The organism is uncultured Campylobacter sp., assembly GCF_937981295.1.
Taxonomy (GTDB): domain Bacteria; phylum Campylobacterota; class Campylobacteria; order Campylobacterales; family Campylobacteraceae; genus Campylobacter_B.
Map to the genome: position 1 here is coordinate 29,670 of NZ_CALJPC010000092.1, position 20,135 is coordinate 49,804.

17 protein-coding genes are annotated in these 20,135 nt (G+C 49.7%); 6 read left to right on the plus strand and 11 right to left on the minus strand.

Annotated features, from left to right (window positions below; all coding sequences use genetic code 11):
• Nucleotides 1-261: 261 nt before the first annotated feature.
• On the minus strand, nucleotides 262-1,260 hold the full coding sequence (locus tag Q0135_RS09635) for a type II asparaginase (protein WP_297990138.1): 999 nt from the start codon (nucleotides 1,258-1,260) through the stop codon (nucleotides 262-264).
• Nucleotides 1,261-1,434: 174 nt separating this feature from the next.
• Between Q0135_RS09635 and dcd the strand changes: the two genes are divergently transcribed.
• From dcd to Q0135_RS09655, 4 genes are all read left to right on the plus strand, one after another.
• The gene (gene dcd, locus Q0135_RS09640) at nucleotides 1,435-1,998 is read left to right on the plus strand and encodes a dCTP deaminase (protein ID WP_297990112.1); all 564 of its coding nucleotides are present in this window, start codon (nucleotides 1,435-1,437) and stop codon (nucleotides 1,996-1,998) included.
• Between the two features lie 3 nt (nucleotides 1,999-2,001).
• Entirely contained in the window at nucleotides 2,002-4,233 is a 2,232-nt protein-coding gene (gene topA / locus Q0135_RS09645) for a type I DNA topoisomerase (RefSeq protein WP_297990114.1), read from the plus strand.
• A complete protein-coding gene (locus Q0135_RS09650; protein ID WP_297990116.1) occupies nucleotides 4,230-5,420 on the plus strand; it encodes a metallophosphoesterase family protein in 1,191 nt (396 codons plus the stop codon). Before topA ends, Q0135_RS09650 begins: the two co-directional genes overlap by 4 nt.
• A 104-nt stretch (nucleotides 5,421-5,524) precedes the next feature.
• Complete coding sequence (locus tag Q0135_RS09655; RefSeq protein ID WP_297943142.1) at nucleotides 5,525-6,664, plus strand: cation:proton antiporter; 1,140 nt, start codon at nucleotides 5,525-5,527, stop codon at nucleotides 6,662-6,664.
• Nucleotides 6,665-6,790: 126 nt separating this feature from the next.
• Here Q0135_RS09655 and Q0135_RS09660 read toward each other — a convergent pair whose 3' ends face one another.
• From Q0135_RS09660 to argH, 10 genes are all read right to left on the minus strand, one after another.
• Nucleotides 6,791-7,240 (minus strand): hypothetical protein, encoded by a 450-nt coding sequence (locus tag Q0135_RS09660; protein WP_297990117.1) that lies wholly within the window; start codon nucleotides 7,238-7,240, stop codon nucleotides 6,791-6,793.
• A 397-nt stretch (nucleotides 7,241-7,637) separates the two neighbouring features.
• Nucleotides 7,638-8,492 (minus strand): universal stress protein, encoded by an 855-nt coding sequence (locus Q0135_RS09665; protein WP_297990119.1) that lies wholly within the window; start codon nucleotides 8,490-8,492, stop codon nucleotides 7,638-7,640.
• Nucleotides 8,493-8,513: 21 nt separating this feature from the next.
• Nucleotides 8,514-10,628 carry a polyribonucleotide nucleotidyltransferase gene (locus Q0135_RS09670; RefSeq protein WP_297990121.1) on the minus strand — a complete coding sequence of 705 codons (2,115 nt, stop codon included), beginning with the start codon at nucleotides 10,626-10,628 and terminating at the stop codon, nucleotides 8,514-8,516.
• Complete coding sequence (locus tag Q0135_RS09675; protein WP_297990123.1) at nucleotides 10,612-11,331, minus strand: phosphoribosyltransferase family protein; 720 nt, start codon at nucleotides 11,329-11,331, stop codon at nucleotides 10,612-10,614. Before Q0135_RS09675 ends, Q0135_RS09670 begins: the two co-directional genes overlap by 17 nt.
• Nucleotides 11,331-13,589, minus strand: a complete 2,259-nt coding sequence (locus Q0135_RS09680) for an LPS-assembly protein LptD (RefSeq protein ID WP_297990124.1) — start codon at nucleotides 13,587-13,589, stop codon at nucleotides 11,331-11,333. Before Q0135_RS09680 ends, Q0135_RS09675 begins: the two co-directional genes overlap by 1 nt.
• Nucleotides 13,576-14,013, minus strand: coding sequence for an RDD family protein (locus Q0135_RS09685; RefSeq protein WP_297990126.1), 438 nt, complete (start codon nucleotides 14,011-14,013; stop codon nucleotides 13,576-13,578). The genes Q0135_RS09680 and Q0135_RS09685 overlap by 14 nt, the downstream gene beginning before the upstream one ends.
• Nucleotides 14,010-15,266, minus strand: coding sequence for a phosphoribosylamine--glycine ligase (gene purD, locus Q0135_RS09690; RefSeq protein WP_297990128.1), 1,257 nt, complete (start codon nucleotides 15,264-15,266; stop codon nucleotides 14,010-14,012). The genes Q0135_RS09685 and purD overlap by 4 nt, the downstream gene beginning before the upstream one ends.
• A gap of 242 nt (nucleotides 15,267-15,508) precedes the next feature.
• A complete protein-coding gene (locus Q0135_RS09695) occupies nucleotides 15,509-16,141 on the minus strand; it encodes a uroporphyrinogen-III synthase (protein WP_297990130.1) in 633 nt (210 codons plus the stop codon).
• A 198-nt stretch (nucleotides 16,142-16,339) separates the two neighbouring features.
• Nucleotides 16,340-16,486, minus strand: a complete 147-nt coding sequence (locus tag Q0135_RS09700) for a hypothetical protein (RefSeq protein ID WP_297990132.1) — start codon at nucleotides 16,484-16,486, stop codon at nucleotides 16,340-16,342.
• A 133-nt stretch (nucleotides 16,487-16,619) separates the two neighbouring features.
• Entirely contained in the window at nucleotides 16,620-17,993 is a 1,374-nt protein-coding gene (gene argH / locus Q0135_RS09705) for an argininosuccinate lyase (protein WP_297990139.1), read from the minus strand.
• 95 nt (nucleotides 17,994-18,088) lie between these two features.
• Here argH and Q0135_RS09710 point away from each other — a divergent pair, with 95 nt between their 5' ends.
• Together Q0135_RS09710 and Q0135_RS09715 are read left to right on the plus strand one after the other, a co-directional pair.
• A complete protein-coding gene (locus Q0135_RS09710; RefSeq protein WP_297990134.1) occupies nucleotides 18,089-18,709 on the plus strand; it encodes a Type 1 glutamine amidotransferase-like domain-containing protein in 621 nt (206 codons plus the stop codon).
• Between the two features lie 214 nt (nucleotides 18,710-18,923).
• Nucleotides 18,924-19,478: a hypothetical protein gene (locus Q0135_RS09715; RefSeq protein ID WP_297990136.1), complete on the plus strand. Its 555-nt coding sequence runs from the start codon at nucleotides 18,924-18,926 to the stop codon at nucleotides 19,476-19,478.
• Nucleotides 19,479-20,135 lie beyond the last annotated feature (657 nt).

Consider the following 20,135-nt stretch of genomic DNA (forward strand, 5'->3'; position numbering starts at 1 on the left):
CGGGCTGATTTTAAGGATTTACGGAGCGAGATTTGCCTCGTCCATTTTAAGCTCGAACTTCGCAAGCGAAACACGAAATTTTGCCGTAAGAGCGCAGGATGATTTTAAATCCTTTAAATTTAGCACTTAATTTTACGACCGAAATTCTACGCCCAAGTCCCGAGCGCGAAAATTCCGTGCCTTGCTTTTCTTTAAAATTTTATACCGAAATATTATTTTAAAGCCTCACGCCGAAATTCTATCCACGCGAAGCCCTATGTGTTAATGTGTCGCAAAAAAGCTCTGAATTTTCGCTTTATCGCTCGTTTTGCTAAGAGCCAGCATCAGCAGCACGCGCGCCTTTTGCGGATTTAGATTATCGGCGGTTAAAAAGCCGAGCTTAGCGTCGTCCACCTCTGAGCCTACGCTAGTTGAGCCGCTACCGGTGCGGCTTGAGCGCACGACTATCACGCCCGCTTCGCTAGCTTTTGCAAGCGCAGCCTCCGTATCGGGGTATAAATTTCCGTTTCCCATGCCGGCGACTACGATACCCTTAGCGCCCTTTTGCACCGCTGCATCGACCAAATCGCCGCTATCTTGCGCGTGTCCATAGATGATATCGACGCGCGGCAAGGCTTTGAGGTCCTTGATATTAAACTCGCTTGCGACGGTGTGTTTGCGAAGCGGCGCCATATAGAAATTTATGACGCCATAATTTACGGTGCCGATCTTGCCGGAATTCGGCGAGGCAAAAGCCGCAACGTTAGTAGTATTTGTTTTCGTAACCTCGCGCGCGGCGTGGATTTCGTCGTTCATTACTACAAGAGCGCCCTTTTCGCGAGCGTTTTTATCTGCCGCGACGCTTACGGCGTTATAGATATTCAAAGGGCCGTCCGCGCTCATCGAATCGGCGTTTCGCATCGCGCCCACCAAAACGATCGGTTTTTTAGATTTTACTACCAGGCTTAAAAAATACGCCGTCTCCTCCATCGTATCGGTTCCGTGCACGATGACGACTCCATCGACGTCGTTTTTAGTAAGCAGCTCGCTTACGCGGTTTGCAAGCTTGAGCCAAATTTCATCGTTCATCTCCTGCGAGCCGATATTTGAAATTTGCTCGCTTTTAATCGTAGCTAAATCCCCCAGTTGCGGCACTGCCGATAAGATATCTTCTACACCCTTAGAGCCTGCGGTATAGTTGCCCTCCGTGGCACTTGCGCTGCTTCCCGCGATCGTACCGCCGGTAGCTAAAATATAAATATTTGGCTTCGCAGCAGCCAAAGATGACGCGATAAAAAACGTAATAAACGCAAATTTCTTGAGTAGTCCCATAGTTGCTCCTTAAAAAGTGATAAAATTTTTATAATTTAAGCAAAATTCTAGCATAAAATTTTTATTATATTTTATTTTGCTGCTATAATGCGCGAAAAATTTTGATTATTTTAAGGAAATTTTATGGGACTAAAAAGCGATAAATGGATCAGACAGATGTCGCAGCAGTACGATATGATAGCGCCCTTTTGCGAGGAAAATATCGGCCGCGGCGTCGTTAGCTATGGGCTTTCGAGCTATGGATACGACATACGCGTAGCGCGCGAATTTAAAATTTTTACAAACGTCGGCGGAACGGTCGTCGATCCTAAAAATTTCGACGCAAAAAACGTCGTGGATTTTGAGGGCGATGTCTGCATCGTGCCGCCGAATTCCTTCGCGTTAGCGCGCACCATCGAATACTTCAAAATGCCGCGCGACGTGCTTGCGATCTGCCTGGGCAAAAGCACCTACGCGCGCTGCGGCATCATCGTAAACGTAACGCCCTTTGAGCCGGGCTTTGAAGGACATATCACGATTGAAATCTCCAACACCACGCCGCTGCCTGCAAAAATTTACGCGAATGAAGGCATCGCGCAGGTTTTGTTTTTGCAAGGAGATGAGCCGTGCGAGGTGAGCTACTGCGACAAAAAGGGCAAATACCAAAGCCAAAAGGGCATTACGCTGCCTAGAATTCTAAAGGATTAAGCAATGAAAAATTTAATCATCGTAGAATCCCCCGCGAAAGCCAAAACTATCAAAAATTTCTTAGGCGCCGATTACGACGTAATCGCGTCTAAAGGTCATATCCGCGACCTTCCTAAAAAACGCTTCGGCATCAAAATCAAAGATAAAAGCTTCGAGCCCGAATACGAAATCAGCGCCGATCACGATCAGATCGTAAAGCAGATAAAGACGCTCGCCAAAAAGGCGGATCAAATTTACCTCGCGACGGACGAGGACCGCGAGGGCGAGGCGATCGCCTATCATATCGCAGCTTCGATCGGCAAGCAGGCGGAGGATCTGCCGCGCATCGTATTTCACGAGATCACCAAAAGCGCGATCTCAAACGCGCTAAGCTCGCCGCGCAAGCTTAATATCGCAAGCGTAAACGCCCAACAAGCGCGTCGCCTGCTCGATCGCATCGTGGGCTATAAACTAAGTCCGCTTTTAAATTTAAAGATCCAGCGCGGCTTAAGCGCGGGTCGCGTCCAAAGCGCCGCGCTCAAGATCGTCGTCGATCGCGAGCGTGAAATTTTAAATTTTAAACCGGTAGAATTTCACAGCATCGACGCGGTTTTTAAGAAGGACTTGGAAGCCGAGCTCGTGGAATTTCGCGGCAAAAAGATGGAAAAGCTCTCGGTTAAAAACGCGGCGCAAGCTAGCGAGATCGTCCTGACGCTGCAAAAAGACAAATTTAGCGTAGAGAGTATTGAAAGCAAGTCGCGCAAAACAAACCCCTACCCGCCGTTTATGACCTCGACGCTACAGCAGGCGGCGAGCACGGCTCTGGGCTTTAATCCGCGCAAAACGATGAGCCTCGCGCAGAGCCTTTACGAAGGCGTCAATACCAAAAACGGCGGCGCGATCACCTATATGCGAACCGACTCGCTAAATATCGCCAAAGAAGCGATCGCGGCGGCTCGCGAGCTAATCGGCGAGCGCTTCGGCGAAAAATATCTGCCGAAAAGCGCGAACTCATACGCCACCAAAAGTAAAGGCGCGCAGGAGGCGCACGAAGCGATAAGGCCTACTGATCTGAAGCTTACCCCCGAGCTCGCGCAAAAAATCCTGCCTCGCGACGAATACCGCCTTTACGCGCTCATCTATAACCGCTTCGTAGCCTCGCAGATGAGCCCTAGCGTCTCGCAGATCCAAACGATCATCGTACGCGGCGAAGCGGGCGCATTTAAGATCAGCGGACGCAAGGTAGAATTTGACGGATTTTACAAGGCTTACGGCGATCTGGATAAAGATAAAATTTTACCAAGCCTTAGCGCGGGCGACGCGATGAGCCTACAAAGCCTAAGCTCGCAGCAGCACTTTACTGAGCCGCCGGCGCGCTATTCGGAAGCGAGCCTCATCAAAAAGCTCGAAAGCCTCGGCATCGGCAGGCCCTCGACCTATGCGCCTACCATCTCGCTGCTTACTGCGCGCAACTACGTAAATATCGAGCAAAAGCACCTGGTGCCGAGCGAGATCGCCTTTAAGATCACCGAGATGCTGGAGCAAAATTTTAAAAATATCGTCGATAGCGAGTTTACCTCCAAAATGGAGGAAAAACTCGACGACATCGCCGAAAACAAAGCGGACTGGCAGCAAATTTTAGCGGATTTTTACTACCCTTTTATGGACGAGATCGCCAAAGGAAAAACCTCGATCGCAAGCCAAAAGCTAGCCGAAAAGATCGGCGAAGCATGCCCGAACTGCGGCGGCGAGCTACTTAAGCGCCAGGGTAGATTCGGCGAGTTCATCGCTTGCTCGAACTATCCGAAATGCAAATACTCGCGAAACGCGGACGCTAGCGCCGAGGGGGCGAGCGAGGAGAAGGCGGCGCCCGAAGTACTGGATGAAAAATGCCCGCAATGCGGTAAAAATTTGATCAAACGCAAGGGCAGATACGGCGAGTTTATCGCTTGCGAGGGCTATCCGAAGTGCAAATACTCGCGCAAAATCGAGGGCGCGGCGAAGGAGAAAAAGCCGCTCGTCTCCACGGGCGTTAAATGCCCGAGCTGCGGCACTGGCGAGATCGTCGAGCGCTTCTCCAGACGCGGCAAATTCTACGGCTGCACGAACTACCCTAAATGCGGCTTTGTGAGCAACTACGCGCCGATCGCGCGCGCATGCCCGCAGTGCGGCAACTCATACATGCTCCGCAAAGAGCTGAAAAAAGGCAATTTTGCCGAGTGCCCGCAGTGCAAGCTTAAAGAAGAGATCGATTGATAATAGGCGTCATCTCGGACTCTCATCGCGAAACAAAGGTCGCTGCGAGCGCCATAGCGTGGCTGCTCGCGCGCGGAGCGGATCTGCTCGTGCACGCAGAGGGCATCGTCGAGAGCGAGACGCTGAGGCTTTTGCAGCAAAGCGGCAAGCCCTACTTCGCAGTTCTTGGCAACAACGACGAGGCGCTTGCGAAGCTAAAAAATGAGTTTAACCTGCACGATGAGCCATTTTGCACGGAGTTTGCCGGGCTGCGACTAAAAATAATGTACCATCCGTTTTATCTCTTTGACGAGGAGCCCGCGGCGCCAAACGAAACAAGCGAGTTAAATTTAAACGCGGGTGCGGATCGCTCTGTAAATTTTCGCAGGGATTTTGGCACAGGCTTAGCCAAAAATTTTAGCTTTAACGACGAAGTAAGCTGCGGCGTAAATTTAGGCTCAACCCGCGGAGCGGATCGCGAGGAAATTTTAATCACAAATTCTAAAGCAGCGGGTTGCTCGGCAAATTTAAACTCAAATTTTAATGCTGCGGACGATGATAAAATTTTAAATGGCACGCACCGTACAGATGCGAATTTTAAAAACATAGGTAGCGCGAGCGCAAATTTAAAAAGTAGGCAGTCCGCAAGTCTAAATGCGAGCTTGGGCTTGAATGCGGGCGCAGATGTGAACTCAAATGCAAATTTAGACTTAGATTTAGGCACGGGTCCCGCTTCGTGCTCGAACGCAAATTTAAACTCAAATGCAAGCGCGAATTTGGCCGCCAATATGGGCTCGGATATGAACTCAAAAGCAAGCTCCGGTGCGGATCGCGCAGCAAATTTAACGGCGCCGAGTTTAAATGTAAATTTATCCACGCCGAACTTGAGCGCAAATTTAGCCACACCAAACTTGAACTCAAATTTGACCGCAAATTCTGGCCCTAACGCAAGCGGCGAAGGTAAAAATCGGGGTCCGTGCGAGCGCGGCGCGGATAAAATTTCAACCATCAAAATTTACGGCCACACTCACTTTTTCGCCGCGGCGGTGGATAAAAACGGCGTGCTCGTGCTAAATCCGGGCGAGATTTGCGGGCGCAAAAAGCGGCTTTTCGATTTGCCTGTGTTGTGGTGCAAGAGCGGAAATTGCGCATATTTCGTCTCCGTTCGCAACGCAAAGAACTATAAAGCGCCCGAAAGGAAGTCTTAAAATGATACGAAAAGCCCCTGGGCAGCCAGAGAAAATGCTAGAAAGATGCGAAAAAATTCTAAAACAGTGCGGAGAAAATCTAAAAGGATGCGAGGCCAAAGCTTATGAATGAAATTTACGTCCTAATCGCGCTATCGTTTTTGATTTTTGCTTCGCCCTTTTTGGCTAGCTTAGCTAGAATTCCGCTCTCGCCCATGGAGATAATGCTTGGCATCATAGCCGCAAATTTAGGGCTTTTGCCGCCAAGTGCGACCTTCGATCTAGCCGCTCAGATCGGCTTTTGCTACCTTATGTTTTTGGCGGGCTGCGAGGTGGATTTCCGCGCGCTGCTTGCGATGCCGCGCAAAATTTTGCGGCTAATCCTAATCTTTTTGGCGCTACTTTATATCCTAAGCGCGCTTGCGGTTTGGGTGTTTGAACTGCCGCAGATGCTTATCATCGCCGCACCTCTGATGAGCGTCGGGCTGCTTTCGGCGCTGTATAAGGAATACGGCAAGGATCAAGCGTGGCTCAATCTCGCGATGCCCGCGGGCGTGATCGGCGAGCTCATCAGCATCGCCGCCCTCACAGTGGGCGGCATCTACCTTAAAAACGGCTTCGGCGTGGAGATGGCGCTTCATATCGGCGCGCTTTTGGGCTTTTCCGTGGCAGCCTTGGCGGTTTTTAAAGGGCTTGAAATTTTATTTTGGTGGTTCCCCGCGCTAAAAACGGTCATCATGCCCAAATACGACAAAAACGAAAAGGACGTGCGATTTGCGATGGCGCTGTTTTGCCTCATCTGCGCCGGAGTGATGCTTTTGGGGCTTGAGGTCGTCATCGGCGCCTTCATCGCAGGCACATTTCTGCCGACCTTTTTCTCTCACAAGGACGACCTCATCGAGAAACTATCGTCGTTCGGCTTTGGCTTTTTGGTGCCGATATTTTTCATACACACCGGAGCCGTGATCAAGCTGGAGGCGCTTCTTATGCCCGGAGTGATGAGCTTTGCCGTAAGCCTAGCGGCGCTGATGTTTGGTATCAGACTGCTTGCGAGCGCTACGTTTTTAAGCACTCTGGGGCGCAAAGGTGCGGTGCTTTTCGCGCTATCGTTATCTATGCCGTTAACCCTCGTCATCGCCACGGCGACGCTTTTTTACTCCACCGCCGCGATATCGCAAGAGATATACTTCGCGATGATCATCGCCTCGCTCATAGAGGCGCTCGCGTCGATGATTTTGATAAATTTTATTTACAAGAAATTTTAGGGCGGGAATTTTAAAATTTTGAAATTATAGGATTTTGGAATTTTAGAATTTCAAATTTCTGCGAAATTTTAGAATTCTATGAAATTTGATTTTATGCGGGACTAAAATGAAGTTAAATTTAAAGCTCTATTTTGCACCGCGATTGGTTAAGTCTTGGAGTTCCATAGTGTAGTTTTCTTTTTGCCATGTTCCGGCATAGCCATAAACTTTCAAAATTTTGAATAGTAAAGCTACTATATCCTTTTTAGAAAGAGTATTTGTGGTTTTTGGAGTCAATTCCAAAAGTTGCCAAATTCGATGAAGCTTTTTACCTTCATCAAATATATAATCCAATGTGACTTCAATAATTTCACCTTTATGATATAAAATCCAAATGCCTTTAGCAAGGCTTGCATGATCATAGTCTGGATCAGGAAAACTATATACTGGCATTAGCCAACAATCTGCATTTCGATCAATAGTCCAATCGAGCTCATTAATAAAAGTCTCATAGTATGGATTATATTTGTAGTAAATTTCCCTCAATCCATACTTCTCATCATCCTCTTTGGTGATGATTGCATTTTCAAATGCCATCTACGCTCCTTGAGATTTAAAATTTAGCGTGCAAGCAGAAATTTCAAGTTCAAATTTTATGCAAAATTTAGCGACGCAGCCGAAAACGGCAAGCATAGAAATTCCAAACTCGCCGCGCTTAAAGATAGACCGGCGCGCTTGCTGCGACCGCTAACTCCGCTCGCTGCGGATATACTTGCTCTCTAGCCGTAGCAAAGCAAACGCGGCTCGTCAGCAAAGCTAGCGGCAAAATTAATCTCAACCCATCCGCAAAATGACAAACCGCGCGATCTGCGGGCGGGCTAGCAAAGTCACGACGAGCCGATTAAAATTAAGCTTTAGCTTGCGGCGCTTAAAAGCCGACTTAAGCCTAGACGCGGTGCGGCGATATGCCGCGATACGGCGTCTAAGCTTCAAGCTACATTAGAACCGGAATTTTGGTCTTTTGCAGGAAGTATTTCGACGCGCCGCCTAAGAAGATCTCCTTGATGCCGCTGTCTGAGTGCAAGCCCGCGACGATGAGGTCGAAATCGCCCGCGTCGGCGTACTCTAGCAGCACCTGCCCCGGGATCTTGCCGTCTGCGTTTAGCGTCTCGAAAGCATCGATATTAACGTCGTGCAGAGCCAAATAATCGCTTATTCGGCGCTTTGTTTCGGGGATGCCCTCTTGGAGGTAGTGGTTTGCGGTGATGACGGTGACGGACTTGGCGCGCTGCAAAAGCTCCAGCCAATTATCAAGCGCTCGCGCAGAGGCCGCAGTACCGGTAAGCGAGACCAAAATTTTATCCGCCCTAAACTCCTTCAGCTTGCGCGGTATGACGATGCAAGGCTTGCCGCTTTTGGTGACCGCCGCCTCGAACGTGCCGGTAATAGAGCCCGTAGGCGGCACCGAAACCAGCACCAAATCGCAATATTTGGAGTATTTCTCGACCAGCTCGGAGCGAATGCCCACCATATGCCTCAAAGCGGCGCTATTTGGGACGTGATCGTCGTCGTTTTGATCCAAATCGAGCTTAGCGCATTCGGCGTCGAAGATCGCCCTGATCTCCTCGCGCTCGGCCCTCATCTCATCGCCCGCTGATTTTAAAAATTCCTCCATCAGTACGCCGCCTTTTAGCGTCATACGGACATTGTAGATCATCTTAGGATCGAGCTGGCACGCCATTATGTTGATGTGCGTACCGAAAAATTTATTCACGAGCAGCGCTCCGTGTATGCGCTCGGCTAGCTCCTCGCCGCCGCCGATAGGGAAAAAAATCTTTTTAAGCTGCATCTTTACGCTCCTATTAAAATTTTAAGCTAATTCCAGTGAAATTTTAGTGCCTTTCTGATCGGTCACGCGCACTCGCACCACATCGCCCGCCTTGTAAGGCGTCGTGATAAATTTAGCGCGCAGTAGCCCGTCCACGCCGTCTCGTAGCGATATGAAGGTACCGAAATCCAGCACGCTTTGCACCACGCCGTCAAACTCCTCGCCGATCTGAAATTTTACCTCTTTGCGTTCACCGCGCGGCTTGCGAAAATCGCGAGAATTTGAAACTATCGATAAAATTTTCTCTTTCGCGCCCGATACGGCGCTAGCTTTGGCACCCTGGATCTTGACCTCGCCCTTTTCGCGATCCAGATTGATATTTACGCCGAAGCTTTCGGTGATCTCTTTGATGACCTTGCCACCCTGGCCGATGATGTCGGGGATTTTGCTCGCCTCGACACTAAAAATTTCAAGCTTCGGAAGCACATCTTCATTTATGACGATCGCCGCGTCCGCCTGCTCCATAAGACCCAAAATATGCGCGCGAGCCTGCTTTGCCTGCGCTAGAGCCTCTTTTAAAACCTCCAGGCTGATGCCGCCGAGCTTGATATCCATCTGAAGCGCGGTGATGCCCTCATGGGTGCCCGCGACCTTAAAATCCATATCGCCGTCGTGATCCTCAAGTCCCATTATGTCGGTTAGTACGGCGTGTTTTTCGCCCTCAAAAATCAAGCCCATCGCGACGCCCGCGACGAGCTTTAGCGTAGGCACGCCCGCCGCCCGAAGCGATAGCGCGCCGCCGCAGACCGAAGCCATCGAGCTTGAGCCGTTGCTCTCTAAAATTTCGCTCACCACGCGGATAGACTGCGGCGAGTTTAGATCGATGCTCGGATATAGCGCTCTTTTGGCTAAATTTCCATGTCCCAGCTCGCGTCTGCCCGGGCTTTTAAGCGGGCTTGCTTCGCCTACGCAAAAGCCCGGGAAGTTGTAGTTAAACATAAATCTATCGCTGATCGGCTCGAGCTGCGTTAGGCTGTCGCTTAGCTGCGCATCGCTATCGCCACCCAGTGTGGTAACGACAAGAGCTTGCGTCTGCCCGCGCGTAAATAGGCAGCTTCCATGCGCGCACGGCAGGATATTGGTCTCGATACTGATCGGGCGCACCTCATCAAGCGCGCGTCCGTCGGCTCTGCGGCGATCTTCGATGATTTGCGTACGGATGATGCCGCGCTTATACTTGCCGATGACGCTAGAGATCACCTCTTTGCTCCACTCGTTTTGCGCCGCAGCCTCGGTGGTTAAAATTTGATCCACGATTTTGTTTAGTTCGGTAGCGCGTTCGCTCTTTGCCATCTGATTGATCGCCGCTTTGACGGCGTCTTTGTAGTTTGCGTCGATAAAATCCGCGATATCCTCATCCTCGATCTCGGGCTTGTACTCCAGGCTTGCATCGGGCTTTTTAAGCGGCAAAAAGGCCTCTTCGTAAGCGTTTGAGCCAGCACTTATCGCCTTTGCGGCAAAATCGATCGCATCTACCATCAGATTTTCGCTAAATTCATTCATCTGCTGCGCGCCGCCATTAATCTGCGGCAGGGAGCGCATCTCGATCATCAAAAGCTCATCGCCGACGCCGGCTACGTAAAGATCGAGCGCGCTAGCTTTAAGCGCGGAGTTGCTCGGATTTAAGATGAAATTTCCGTTTTGATAGCCTATGCGCACGCCGCAAACGGGCGCTTTAATCGGGATGTCACTAAGATATAGCGCCGCGGACGCCGCATTAAGAGCGACGACTTGCAGATCGACTTCGGGATCTGCCGATAGCACGTAAACTACGATCTGCGTCGGATATGCATAGCCTTTTGGAAAGAGCGGGCGCAGCGAGCGATCTATGATGCGGCTGGTTAGCGTCTCAAAATCGCCCGGCTTGGTCTCGCGCTTGATGTAGCCTCCGGGGATTCTGCCCGCCGCGTACATCTTCTCGATATACTGCACGGTAAGGGGCAAAAAGTCCTCCTGCACCTGCGTCTCTTCGCGCGCTACGGTAGCCAGCACGACGGTATTTTTCACGCGCAAAAGCGCCGCGCCCGCGGCTTGTTTCGCAACTTTGTCGATATCGAAAATTTCGGTATTGCCATTTACTTCAATTTTGCACTGCATTAATTTTCTCCTTGTTTTTGTTAGTCTCGTGAAACGGCAGATAAAGCGGGCATTTGTTTAAAATTTGCATTATCTCCTCCGCGCTTGAGAGCGTTTTTTCTTTGTAATAAAAATCCACGTTCACAAAATCTCTGATCTTGTGAACAGTATAAATTCCATCTACTAGCATTGCGATCTCGTCTGCATTATCGCTGCCGATAACGGGCGTGGCGTAAAAGATCGCTTTGGCGTTTAAGCTTACGAGCGTCTTTATGCAAGTAAGCGCGGTCAGCCCGCTCTCACACCCTTCATCTACCAAGATAACGTTTTTTTTCTCCAAATTTCCCAAAAGCTCGCCCTTGCGAAATTTATACATGTTTTTTAAAATTTTCTCCTCATAAAGTCTGTTCGCCTGCCCGTAAACGTAATCCAGGCTGATGCCGAAGCTTCGCACGAGCTCATCTACCATCACGATCTCTTGGGTTTCGCTTACGCACGCGATCGCGCATTCCGGATTATTGGGTGCCAAAACTGGCTCTGTGAATAAAAACTCATAAGCAAGCCCTAGTTTTAGAGCAAGATGGTTTGCGATAGGAAGCGACTCCAGGGATTGAGCGATTATCAGAAAATTTTCGTTTTTGATCACGGTAGCGGGTAAAATTTCTGCGAGTTTCATCGCGGCGTTGATTTGGCTTTCAAACATCAGCTCAGCTCTAGGCGTCATTATTTTTCGCTTCCGTATTCGCTATCTACTGAAAAATCATACCCTACTCCGCCGAACGGATAGAAATTTACGAGAAAGTAAATTCCGCGCTCCTTGCTTGCTTTGCTGTAGCCCGTAGTACTGGTATTTTTAGGCTCAATATCCTCTTGATACACAAAAGAGTAATTCCAACACTTGCGCGTATGAGAAAGTCCCACGCGCCACATTTTAGAATAAGATCGCTCCAAGTCGTAATCCCAACGCCCAAAAATTTTATTATTCCTAGGCAAATTTACCGAAGCGTTTACGATGCCGTAGTTATCTTTCGTATAGCGTTTAGGCTCCATGCTAAGTTTTTCATATTCGTAAGCGTGACTAAGTCCAAAGCTAAAGTCGTCGTTGGAGTAGTTGGCGTAGGTATAGACCTTATCGAAGCTTTTATATTTATGCGAGTAGGTAAAGCGGTTTCCGATATTTAGCCCATTTGCAAAATATGCATCGATGCGGTGTTCTAAATCATCGAACTCATGATCGTCGAAGTCATACCGCTGCTTGACACTATGGCGTAAGAATTTACGTCCGTCTTCATTATAAAAAAACTGCGTCATACTTAAAGCTGCATTTTCGTGGGTGTATTCGTCACTAAGCTCGCTTAAGAAGTTATCCTCCCAATAAAGCGAGTCTTGCAAGTTACCCAGCCGTGAGCGATCTACTGCGCCGCGAGCAAGGTCGTATTTATACTGATGATACTTTAAAATTCTATCCTCGATGTCGCCTTGCTGCCAGCTTGGAATTCTAAAATCCGCCCTCCAGCTCATAGTGTGATACAAGCTATCGTAAGCCCTGGCTACGTCGGTGTAGAGCGAAAGCTCGGTGTATTGATTAGCGTAGAAAGTGCTTTTATCCTCGCCAAGATCTCCGTTTGCGTAGTAAAATTTATCGTGCCAATCGATATTGGTCATATACACTCGCTCGGTAAAGGCGAAATTTAAATAATCCGCCAGTAGCGGCGTACTTATACTAATCGGTACGTCAAACTCATATTGGCGAGCAGTCGCGCCCTCCCATCTGGTGTAATTACGCGCTTTTGCATCAAGCGAATAGATCAAATTTGGCAGCCCCAAATCATTGCTAAATTTATGATATTGCAGCGTCGGAAGCTCTTGGACGGTATCTTCGTTGCGGAAGGTATTATCGGCGTTTAGCTTGCTTGTATCGATATAGTAGCGTCCGTAAGCGCCAAAATAGTGCTCGTCACCGGTCAAATAATAATTCAGCCGTGAAGTTACGAGCGAATTATCCGCATCGTTGCCAAGACCTCCCTTTGCCTTCAGATCGTAGTATTCAAGGTCGTTTAGCTGAGTAAAGTCGATCCATAAATTTTCGCGCAGATCGCCGTCTAGCAGATAGGTCGCGAGCTTGCTGCGATCGTATTGAACTTCAAAGCCGTGATGGCGCTCGTTTTTGTATTCGAGGCGCTTTTGCGCTCTCGAGAAGTTATCGAAAACTCCGCCTCTAATCTCGCCGTAAGAATACGGCGACTCCGTAAATCGAAATGTCCCGTATACGCCAAAGCCCCTTCTGCTGCGCACCTGCGGATCGAGCTGAAAATCCCAGCTATCGTAAGGCGCAAAATAGATCGGTTGCTTGTAGTAAATCCCTTCCTTGCTGATGTAGCCGGCCTCGGGAGGCAGCGAGCCCGTGCGACGCGTACGGTCGGTCGGGAAGCCGAAATACGGCAGATAGAGCACCGGCACATCACCTACGTAAAATCTTGGATTGAAAAGATGGAGGAATTTGCTATCTTTATTGAGCATGCCGCTACTAAATTTAATGCGCCAATCAGGATCGGTAACGTTGCAGCTAGATACGCTGGAGCCCTCCACGCGGTAATACTCACTATCGCTGCAGCTCGCGTCGTTTTGCATCCAAAGCTCAGAGTCCTTGTCCATCATAAAATTTACGTCGGCTTGCTGCTTATCGTTTTTCAGATCGATTTTGACATGCTGCGCGCGCGTAGTCTCGCTGCTGCCGCGCATCGCATTGACGTTGCCGAAAAGCTCGATGATGCCGTTTTGTTCGTCGTATGTAGCGCGATCGGCGGTGATAAAGTAGTCCTGCGAATACACCGTTACGTTGCCGCTCGCCTCCGTCAAAAAGCCGTTTTTCTCGACATTATCTGCTATAAGCTCGACGTCTTGGACCTTTGCGCTCGCACTACTTGCTAAAAGAGCGCTAAAACTAAGCGCTAGAATTTTAAATTTTTTACTCTTTTTCAATCTCTACCACCAATGTTTTCGCCGCCATATCATGCAGGCTCTGACGCGAGTTCGTAAAAAGCGCTACCAAAAATCCCATATAAAAGATCATCTCGCTTATCAACCTAACCGCCGCGCGGATCGCTGCAGTAGCGATATCCATAGAGCTGCCGTCAGCGCGGACACAATAAATTTTAACCGCAAGCTTGCCTAGCGTCGCGCCGTATAGATAGACAAAAATCGCCTGATATAAAAATTTTATTATCGCGTAATGCAAAATGAATTTCGACACGATCTTTTGTACCTCAAGATTGCTTCCGCTCTGCGCCGCTGCGACAAGCTCTGGCTCGTCGATAGCAAATAGCACAACCACAAAAAGCGTTACGCTCACCGCTTCGTCAATACTAAACGCGATTACGCGCTTGCTAAGCGGAGCGACGATCAAATTTTATCTCTTAAGGCTTGGTGCGCGATATCGCGCCTATACTGCGCGCCGCTAAATTTTATATTTTCGCACAGCGCGTAAGCCGCATCGCGCGCCTGCTTTAGGCTCTGCGCGACGCCCACGCTTACCAAAACGCGCCCGCCGCTAGCGTAAATCTGCCCCTCCCGCTCGCTCACGCCCGCGTAGCAGATATGCGCGCTCGCGGGAATTTCGCCGACTTCGATCAAAGCAGGCTGCGAAGAACCGTAAGGGTAGCGCTCGCTAGCCATCACGACGCCCACCGCGAATCGCTCTTTTAAACTTATGCTACTTAGCTTGCCTACGGCGGCGTTGTATAAAATTTCGCTCAAATTTCCGTCAATTAGCGGCATCAAAACCTCGCACTCCGGATCGCCGAAGCGGACGTTGTACTCCAGTACGTAAGGCTCGCCGCCCACGATCATAAGCCCCACGAACAGCACGCCGCAAAAGGGCGCGCCCTGCTGCTTCATCCCTTTTAGCGTGGGTGCTACGATCTCGCTCTGCACTCTTTTTATCAGCGCGGCATCCGCTAGCTGGCTTGGCGCATAGGCTCCCATGCCGCCGGTGTTCGGGCCCAGATCGCCGTCAAGCAATTTTTTGTGGTCCTGCGCTACGGGCAGACTTACGAAATTCTCCCCGTCGCAGATTGCAAAAAAGCTCAGCTCGAAGCCCTCTAAAAACTCCTCCACGACAACGCGCTTACCCGCTTCGCCGAAGCTTTCGCCGCTTAGCATATCCGCAGCGGCTTTTTTAGCTTCATCTTTGGAATTTGCGATTATGACGCCTTTGCCCGCGCACAAGCCGTCCGCTTTGACCACTACGCGGCCGTTTAGAGTATCGATAAATTTTGAAATTTCGGAGAGATCGTCGCTGCTTAGAAATTTTGCGGTTTTAATATGATTTCGCGCCAGAAAGTCCTTCATATAGGCTTTAGAGCCCTCAAGCTTCGCCGCAGTAGCGCTGGGACCGAATATCGCGAGGCCTTGCGCTTTGAAAATATCCACGATACCTTTTGTAAGCGGCTCTTCGGCGCCTACGACGGTAAGGGCTACGTCGTTGTTTTTAGCAAAAAGTGCGAGTTCATTAAAATCTTTTAAATCTAAATTTTTACCGAGCGCCTTTGTAGCGCCGTTTCCCGGAGCAAAATACAGATTTAAAACGTTTTTATCCTCGCGAAGTCTTAGCCCGATCGCGTATTCTCTACCGCCGCCGCCGATTATTAGGATATTCAATGAAGCCTCCGTAACGTAAAAAACCCAAGTGAGCGTTGCGTAAAAAGAATCGGCTCAAACAAAGCCAATCTTGCAACTAGGAAAAATCTCTAGGTCGCAACCCGTAACTTTAAAAAAGCTCGAGCCGAGCCGCGTCACACGGACCTCTCACGTCGTCGCTTATACAAATATGTTGAACCCTCATATAAAACGCTCTCGCTTCACCCAGGCTTGGGCAAAATTATAGTCTAAATTTGCTTAAACTATGGCAAAAGCGCCAGATCGACGCAGGATTTTATCGACATTCTTTCGCAGATTATCGGCTCGCAAAACTCGCTCAAAACGCTCGCCGTCGTCTTGCCGATACAGATCACCTTGTAGCTCCCGTCCCAGCCGAAATTTGCGGTAAATCCGCGCACGTTTTTAGGCGAGGTAAAAATCAGCGTGCTGCCTTGCGGCGGCTTTGCGGCGGCAGGCAGGCCAAGGACGCAATTTTCATAGGCGATCACGCTTTGCAGCCACACGCCGGCGCTAGACAGGATCTGCTCCAGCTTCGATACCGTCTGCCTCGCGCGCAGATACAGCGCGTCTGCGCCTTGCAGGAGCGGCGCGATCTCCGCGGCAAACTCATTTCCGTGCCCGTGCTGCGCCGTGTAGATATCGCGAAATCCAAACTCGCGCGCAGCCGCAGCGCACGGCTCACCGATAGCGTAAACGGGCGTATCTAAATCAGGCGAAATTTCATTAAATTTTATCGCCGCCACCGCATTTTTGGAGGTAAAAATTAGCGCGCCCGTCTGCGCAGGCAGGCTAAATTTGAGAAATTCTATCTTGCAGACCACAAGCTGCCTCACCTGCGGATGATCAAATCTCGTATTAGACACCAAATATATCAAAACGCCCTCCATGTTTAAATTTGCTTCGATTAAATTCCGCTCTCGAAAAAATCCGATCCGCCGTAATTAATCTTTGAGTTCAAATTCAATTCTACTCCGCGCCGCCCTCGACGCCGATTAAAAAAACTCGCCCGCAAAGTCTGCTCGCGCTTTTTAGTTGCGTTTAGGCAGCTTAGCGGCGGCACATTTTTTAAAATTTTATCTCGCAGGCGAAGCGTCAAATTTAAATTCATCGCTTTGTTCGAGCCCTGCTTTTGAAATTTTACTTTGCAGTCTGCGACTGAAATTTCGAAATCTCGTCACAAAGCCCGTTCCGCGCACAGCTAACACGCCACCGCTTGCCAATCCCGCCCAGCCCGTGTATGTGTCCGCACAGATCGTCGAGCTCGCCGAATTTTAAAATTTAAAGTTGCGGCTACGAAATTTCAAAGCTACGAGCGCTAAATTTTAAAATTTCGCCGCTCTTAGGCTCTTAAATTTACCCTTTCAGCCACTCGTTTAAAATTTCAATCTGTGCCGCCACGCTCTCATTTGCCGTGCCTCCTTGCGACTTGCGCGCCTCCTTAGAAGCGTTTAGATCAAGAAATTTAACCGCGTCCGCGTCCAAGCTCTCATCCACGCTAGCAAGCTGCTGCGCGTTTAGCTCGCTCAAATCTAGGCCCAAATTTTCCGCAAACGCCACGGCTTTGCCCGTGATGAAGTGCGCCCGGCGAAACGGCACGTTTTTCTCCCGCACGAGATAATCAGCCAGATCAGTTGCCGTGAGGTGCCCGCACCTGGTCATCGCGAGCATATTTTGCTCGTTAAATTTAGCCGTTTTTAACATCTGTTTTAAAATTTCAAGGCTCGCAAGCGCAGTGGCGACGCTATCAAAAACGCCCTCCTTGTCCTCTTGCATATCCTTGTTGTAAGCTAGCGGCAAGCCCTTCATCACCGTTAGCAGCGCGACGAGATTGCCGTTTACGCGCCCCGTTTTGCCGCGGATGAGTTCGGCGACGTCGGGGTTTTTCTTCTGCGGCATGATCGAGCTGCCCGTGCTGTACGCGTCGCTGATCGTGATGAATCCAAACTCCTGCGAACTCCACAAGATGAGCTCCTCGCACAGGCGCGACGCATGCGTCATCAGCACGCTTACGTTAAACAAAATCTCCAGCGCGAAGTCGCGGTCGCTGACGCTGTCCATCGCGTTTGGCGTCACTCCCGCAAACCCCAGCTGCTGCGCGACCAGCTCGCGGTTTATCGGATGCGGCGTGCCGGCAAGCGCGGCGGAGCCCAGCGGACAGAGGTTGTTTCGCTCGCGTGAGCTAGCAAAGCGCTCGTAGTCGCGGCGAAACATAAACGCGTAAGCTAGCAAATGATAGGCAAGGCTCACGGGCTGGGCGTGCTGAAGGTGCGTGTAGCCGGGCATCAGCGTGTCTGCGTGCTTGCTAGCTATATCTCGCAGAGCCTCTACTAGCTCGCGGATTTTTTCGGCAACCTGAGTGCCGCTTTTAAGCACGTAGAGGCGAAAATCAAGCGCGACCTGATCGTTTCTGCTGCGCGCGGTGTGCAGCCTACCGCCAAGATCGCTTCCGATGAGCTCGCTTAGGCGCTTTTCGACCGCCATGTGGATGTCCTCGTCGGCGGTTTTAAACTCAAATTTACCGCTTTTTATCTCTTCAAACACGGCGTCAAGCCCGGCGATGATCTTTTCGCTCTCCTCAGCCTTTAAAATCCCACAGGCGCCGAGCATCCGAGCGTGCGCCTTACTGCCTGCAATATCCTCCTGCCAAAGCGCCCTATCAAAGCCGATCGAGGCGTTAAACTCCTCCAAAAGCGCCGAACTCGCCTCGCTAAAGCGCCCCTCCCACATTTTTTTCACGCTCGCTCCTTCGTTTAAATTTTCGGTGATTTTATAAAATTTAAGCTAAAATAGCGCAAAATTTCGGCCTTTTGAGAGGAAAAACAATGATAGAGATGTTTTTATGCTCCTATTTTGCGGGTGCGGCGACGCTTTTTGAGGACTATGCCGGGCAAAATATCCGCGCTAAAGAGGTGCTTTTTATCCCGACCGCCGCAAACGTCGAGGAGTACCGAGACTACGTGGACGAGGCGAAAGAGGCATTTGCCAAAATGGGCTTTGAGGTTCAAATTTTAGACGTTTCCAAGGCAAGCGAGGCCGAAGCCAAGGCAAAGATCGGCGCAGCGCAGGTGCTTTACGTAAGCGGCGGCAACACCTTTTATCTTTTGCGCGAGCTTAAAAAGAAAGGTCTAGCAACCCTCATCGCAGATCGCGTCCGAAGCGGCGAGCTCGTGTACGTGGGTGAGTCGGCAGGCGCGATGATCGCGGCTCCCAGCGTGGAGTACGCGAGCGCGATGGACAATGCGAGTGGTAGTGAATCAGTAGCAACGCAAACCGGGCTAGATCTTGTTAAATTCTATCCAGTAGTACACTACGGCGAGGAGCCCTTCGTGCAAAGCACGGCTGAAATTTTAAAAATTTACGGCGGCAAGTTAAAATTGGTGCCGATAAATAACGCCGAAGCGATCGCGGTGCACGGCGATAAATTTGAAATTTTAGGGCGGTAAATTTAAACGCACAGCGTTCTAAAAAACGCGTTAAAATTTTAGAAAAACAGCACTTAAAAATTTTGCCTGCTAAAGCCTGCGTAAATTTTAAAATTTAAAACGGAGACGGCTGAAAACGAGCCGAAAATGCGGCGACGGCAGGCTAAATTTAACCGCTGCAAGCGCTAAATTTAAAAGCAAAAGCGAGCAAATTTTATAGGCTCAAGGAGCGTTTATGGAGTATTTCAAACCGTTTTTCGTAAAGATCCCAGACCGCGCCAGAGATGACGACCATACGAGCGCGCACGATCAGATCATCGCGCCGCTACTGCAAAATGCGCTCGCCGCCTACGTCTATAACGGCCGCAAAGATAGCATCGTGGGGGCATTCGGTAGCGTGGAGCACCCGCTAAACTTGAGCGAGTTTAGTTTTCTCGTGCGCGAGCGGGGTAAATTTCGCCTCGATCTCTCGCGAGAATGCGTAAACGGCGCCGAAATATTTTGGAACGCTTGCAGTTTTAGGCGAGGCTCGGTTATTATTTTGCTCGAGGGAGAGTTTGATTTGGCACCTATTTTACGCCGCTGCGCCGAGATAAGCATAGACGAAACGCCAAATATGGGCAACAGCCCAGCGGCGACCAAGCTTGCCAAGCGCGCGATGAGCGATAGACAGATCGCCGTACTTTTTAGCGCTTCGAATGGGATAGAGTGGATGAATATCTACGCTCCTGAGGCGGTACAGGCTAAAATTTTAAAACTTGCGGATGAGATAAACGGGGATGAAATTTAAAATTTAACCGCGAAAGCTAGAGATATGCGTATAAATTTCGGCGTGCAGCGAGAATTTTAAGACACTAGACGTTAAATTTAAGTAGCAAGAGCATGAAAATAGAAGCGAGGCAATATAAGACTAAAAATATGAATGAAACCGCGCTATAGGCAGGCTTTTGAGCTGGCTGGCAAAGTGTCTTTCATAGATACGAAAAGCTTGGCGCGTAGATTTTAAAATTTACGGCGGACGGGCGAAGCACTTGCCGCAGCCGTGCAAAGCTCAATCTGCATTGAAGCAGGCGAATTGCAAAATGTTCGCAAATTTATTCGCCTTTTTGCAGTCTGAGCCGATCGCTGGCTTTCTCTAAATTTTAGCTCAAGAAAGCAAAATACGCTCAAAGCGGCAAAAGCGTGGGCTTTGCCGTACGGCGTCGCTTTTTAGATAAATTTAAACCGCGCTGTGCTTCGGATAAATTTCAACCATGCGCCGCTTCGGATAAATTTTAAAAATCCCGCACCACATCAAACCACTCCTGGGTTTTGCTCTGCGGTATCTCAAAACGCGCATTATCCGCTATCTGGCGTACCGCCACATAAGCGTCCTCGCGCTCAGGCGTCTCGATACAGGTAGCTTATTTATCGCGCCTACAAGCTCCTCTATGACCGCCCTTGCTTC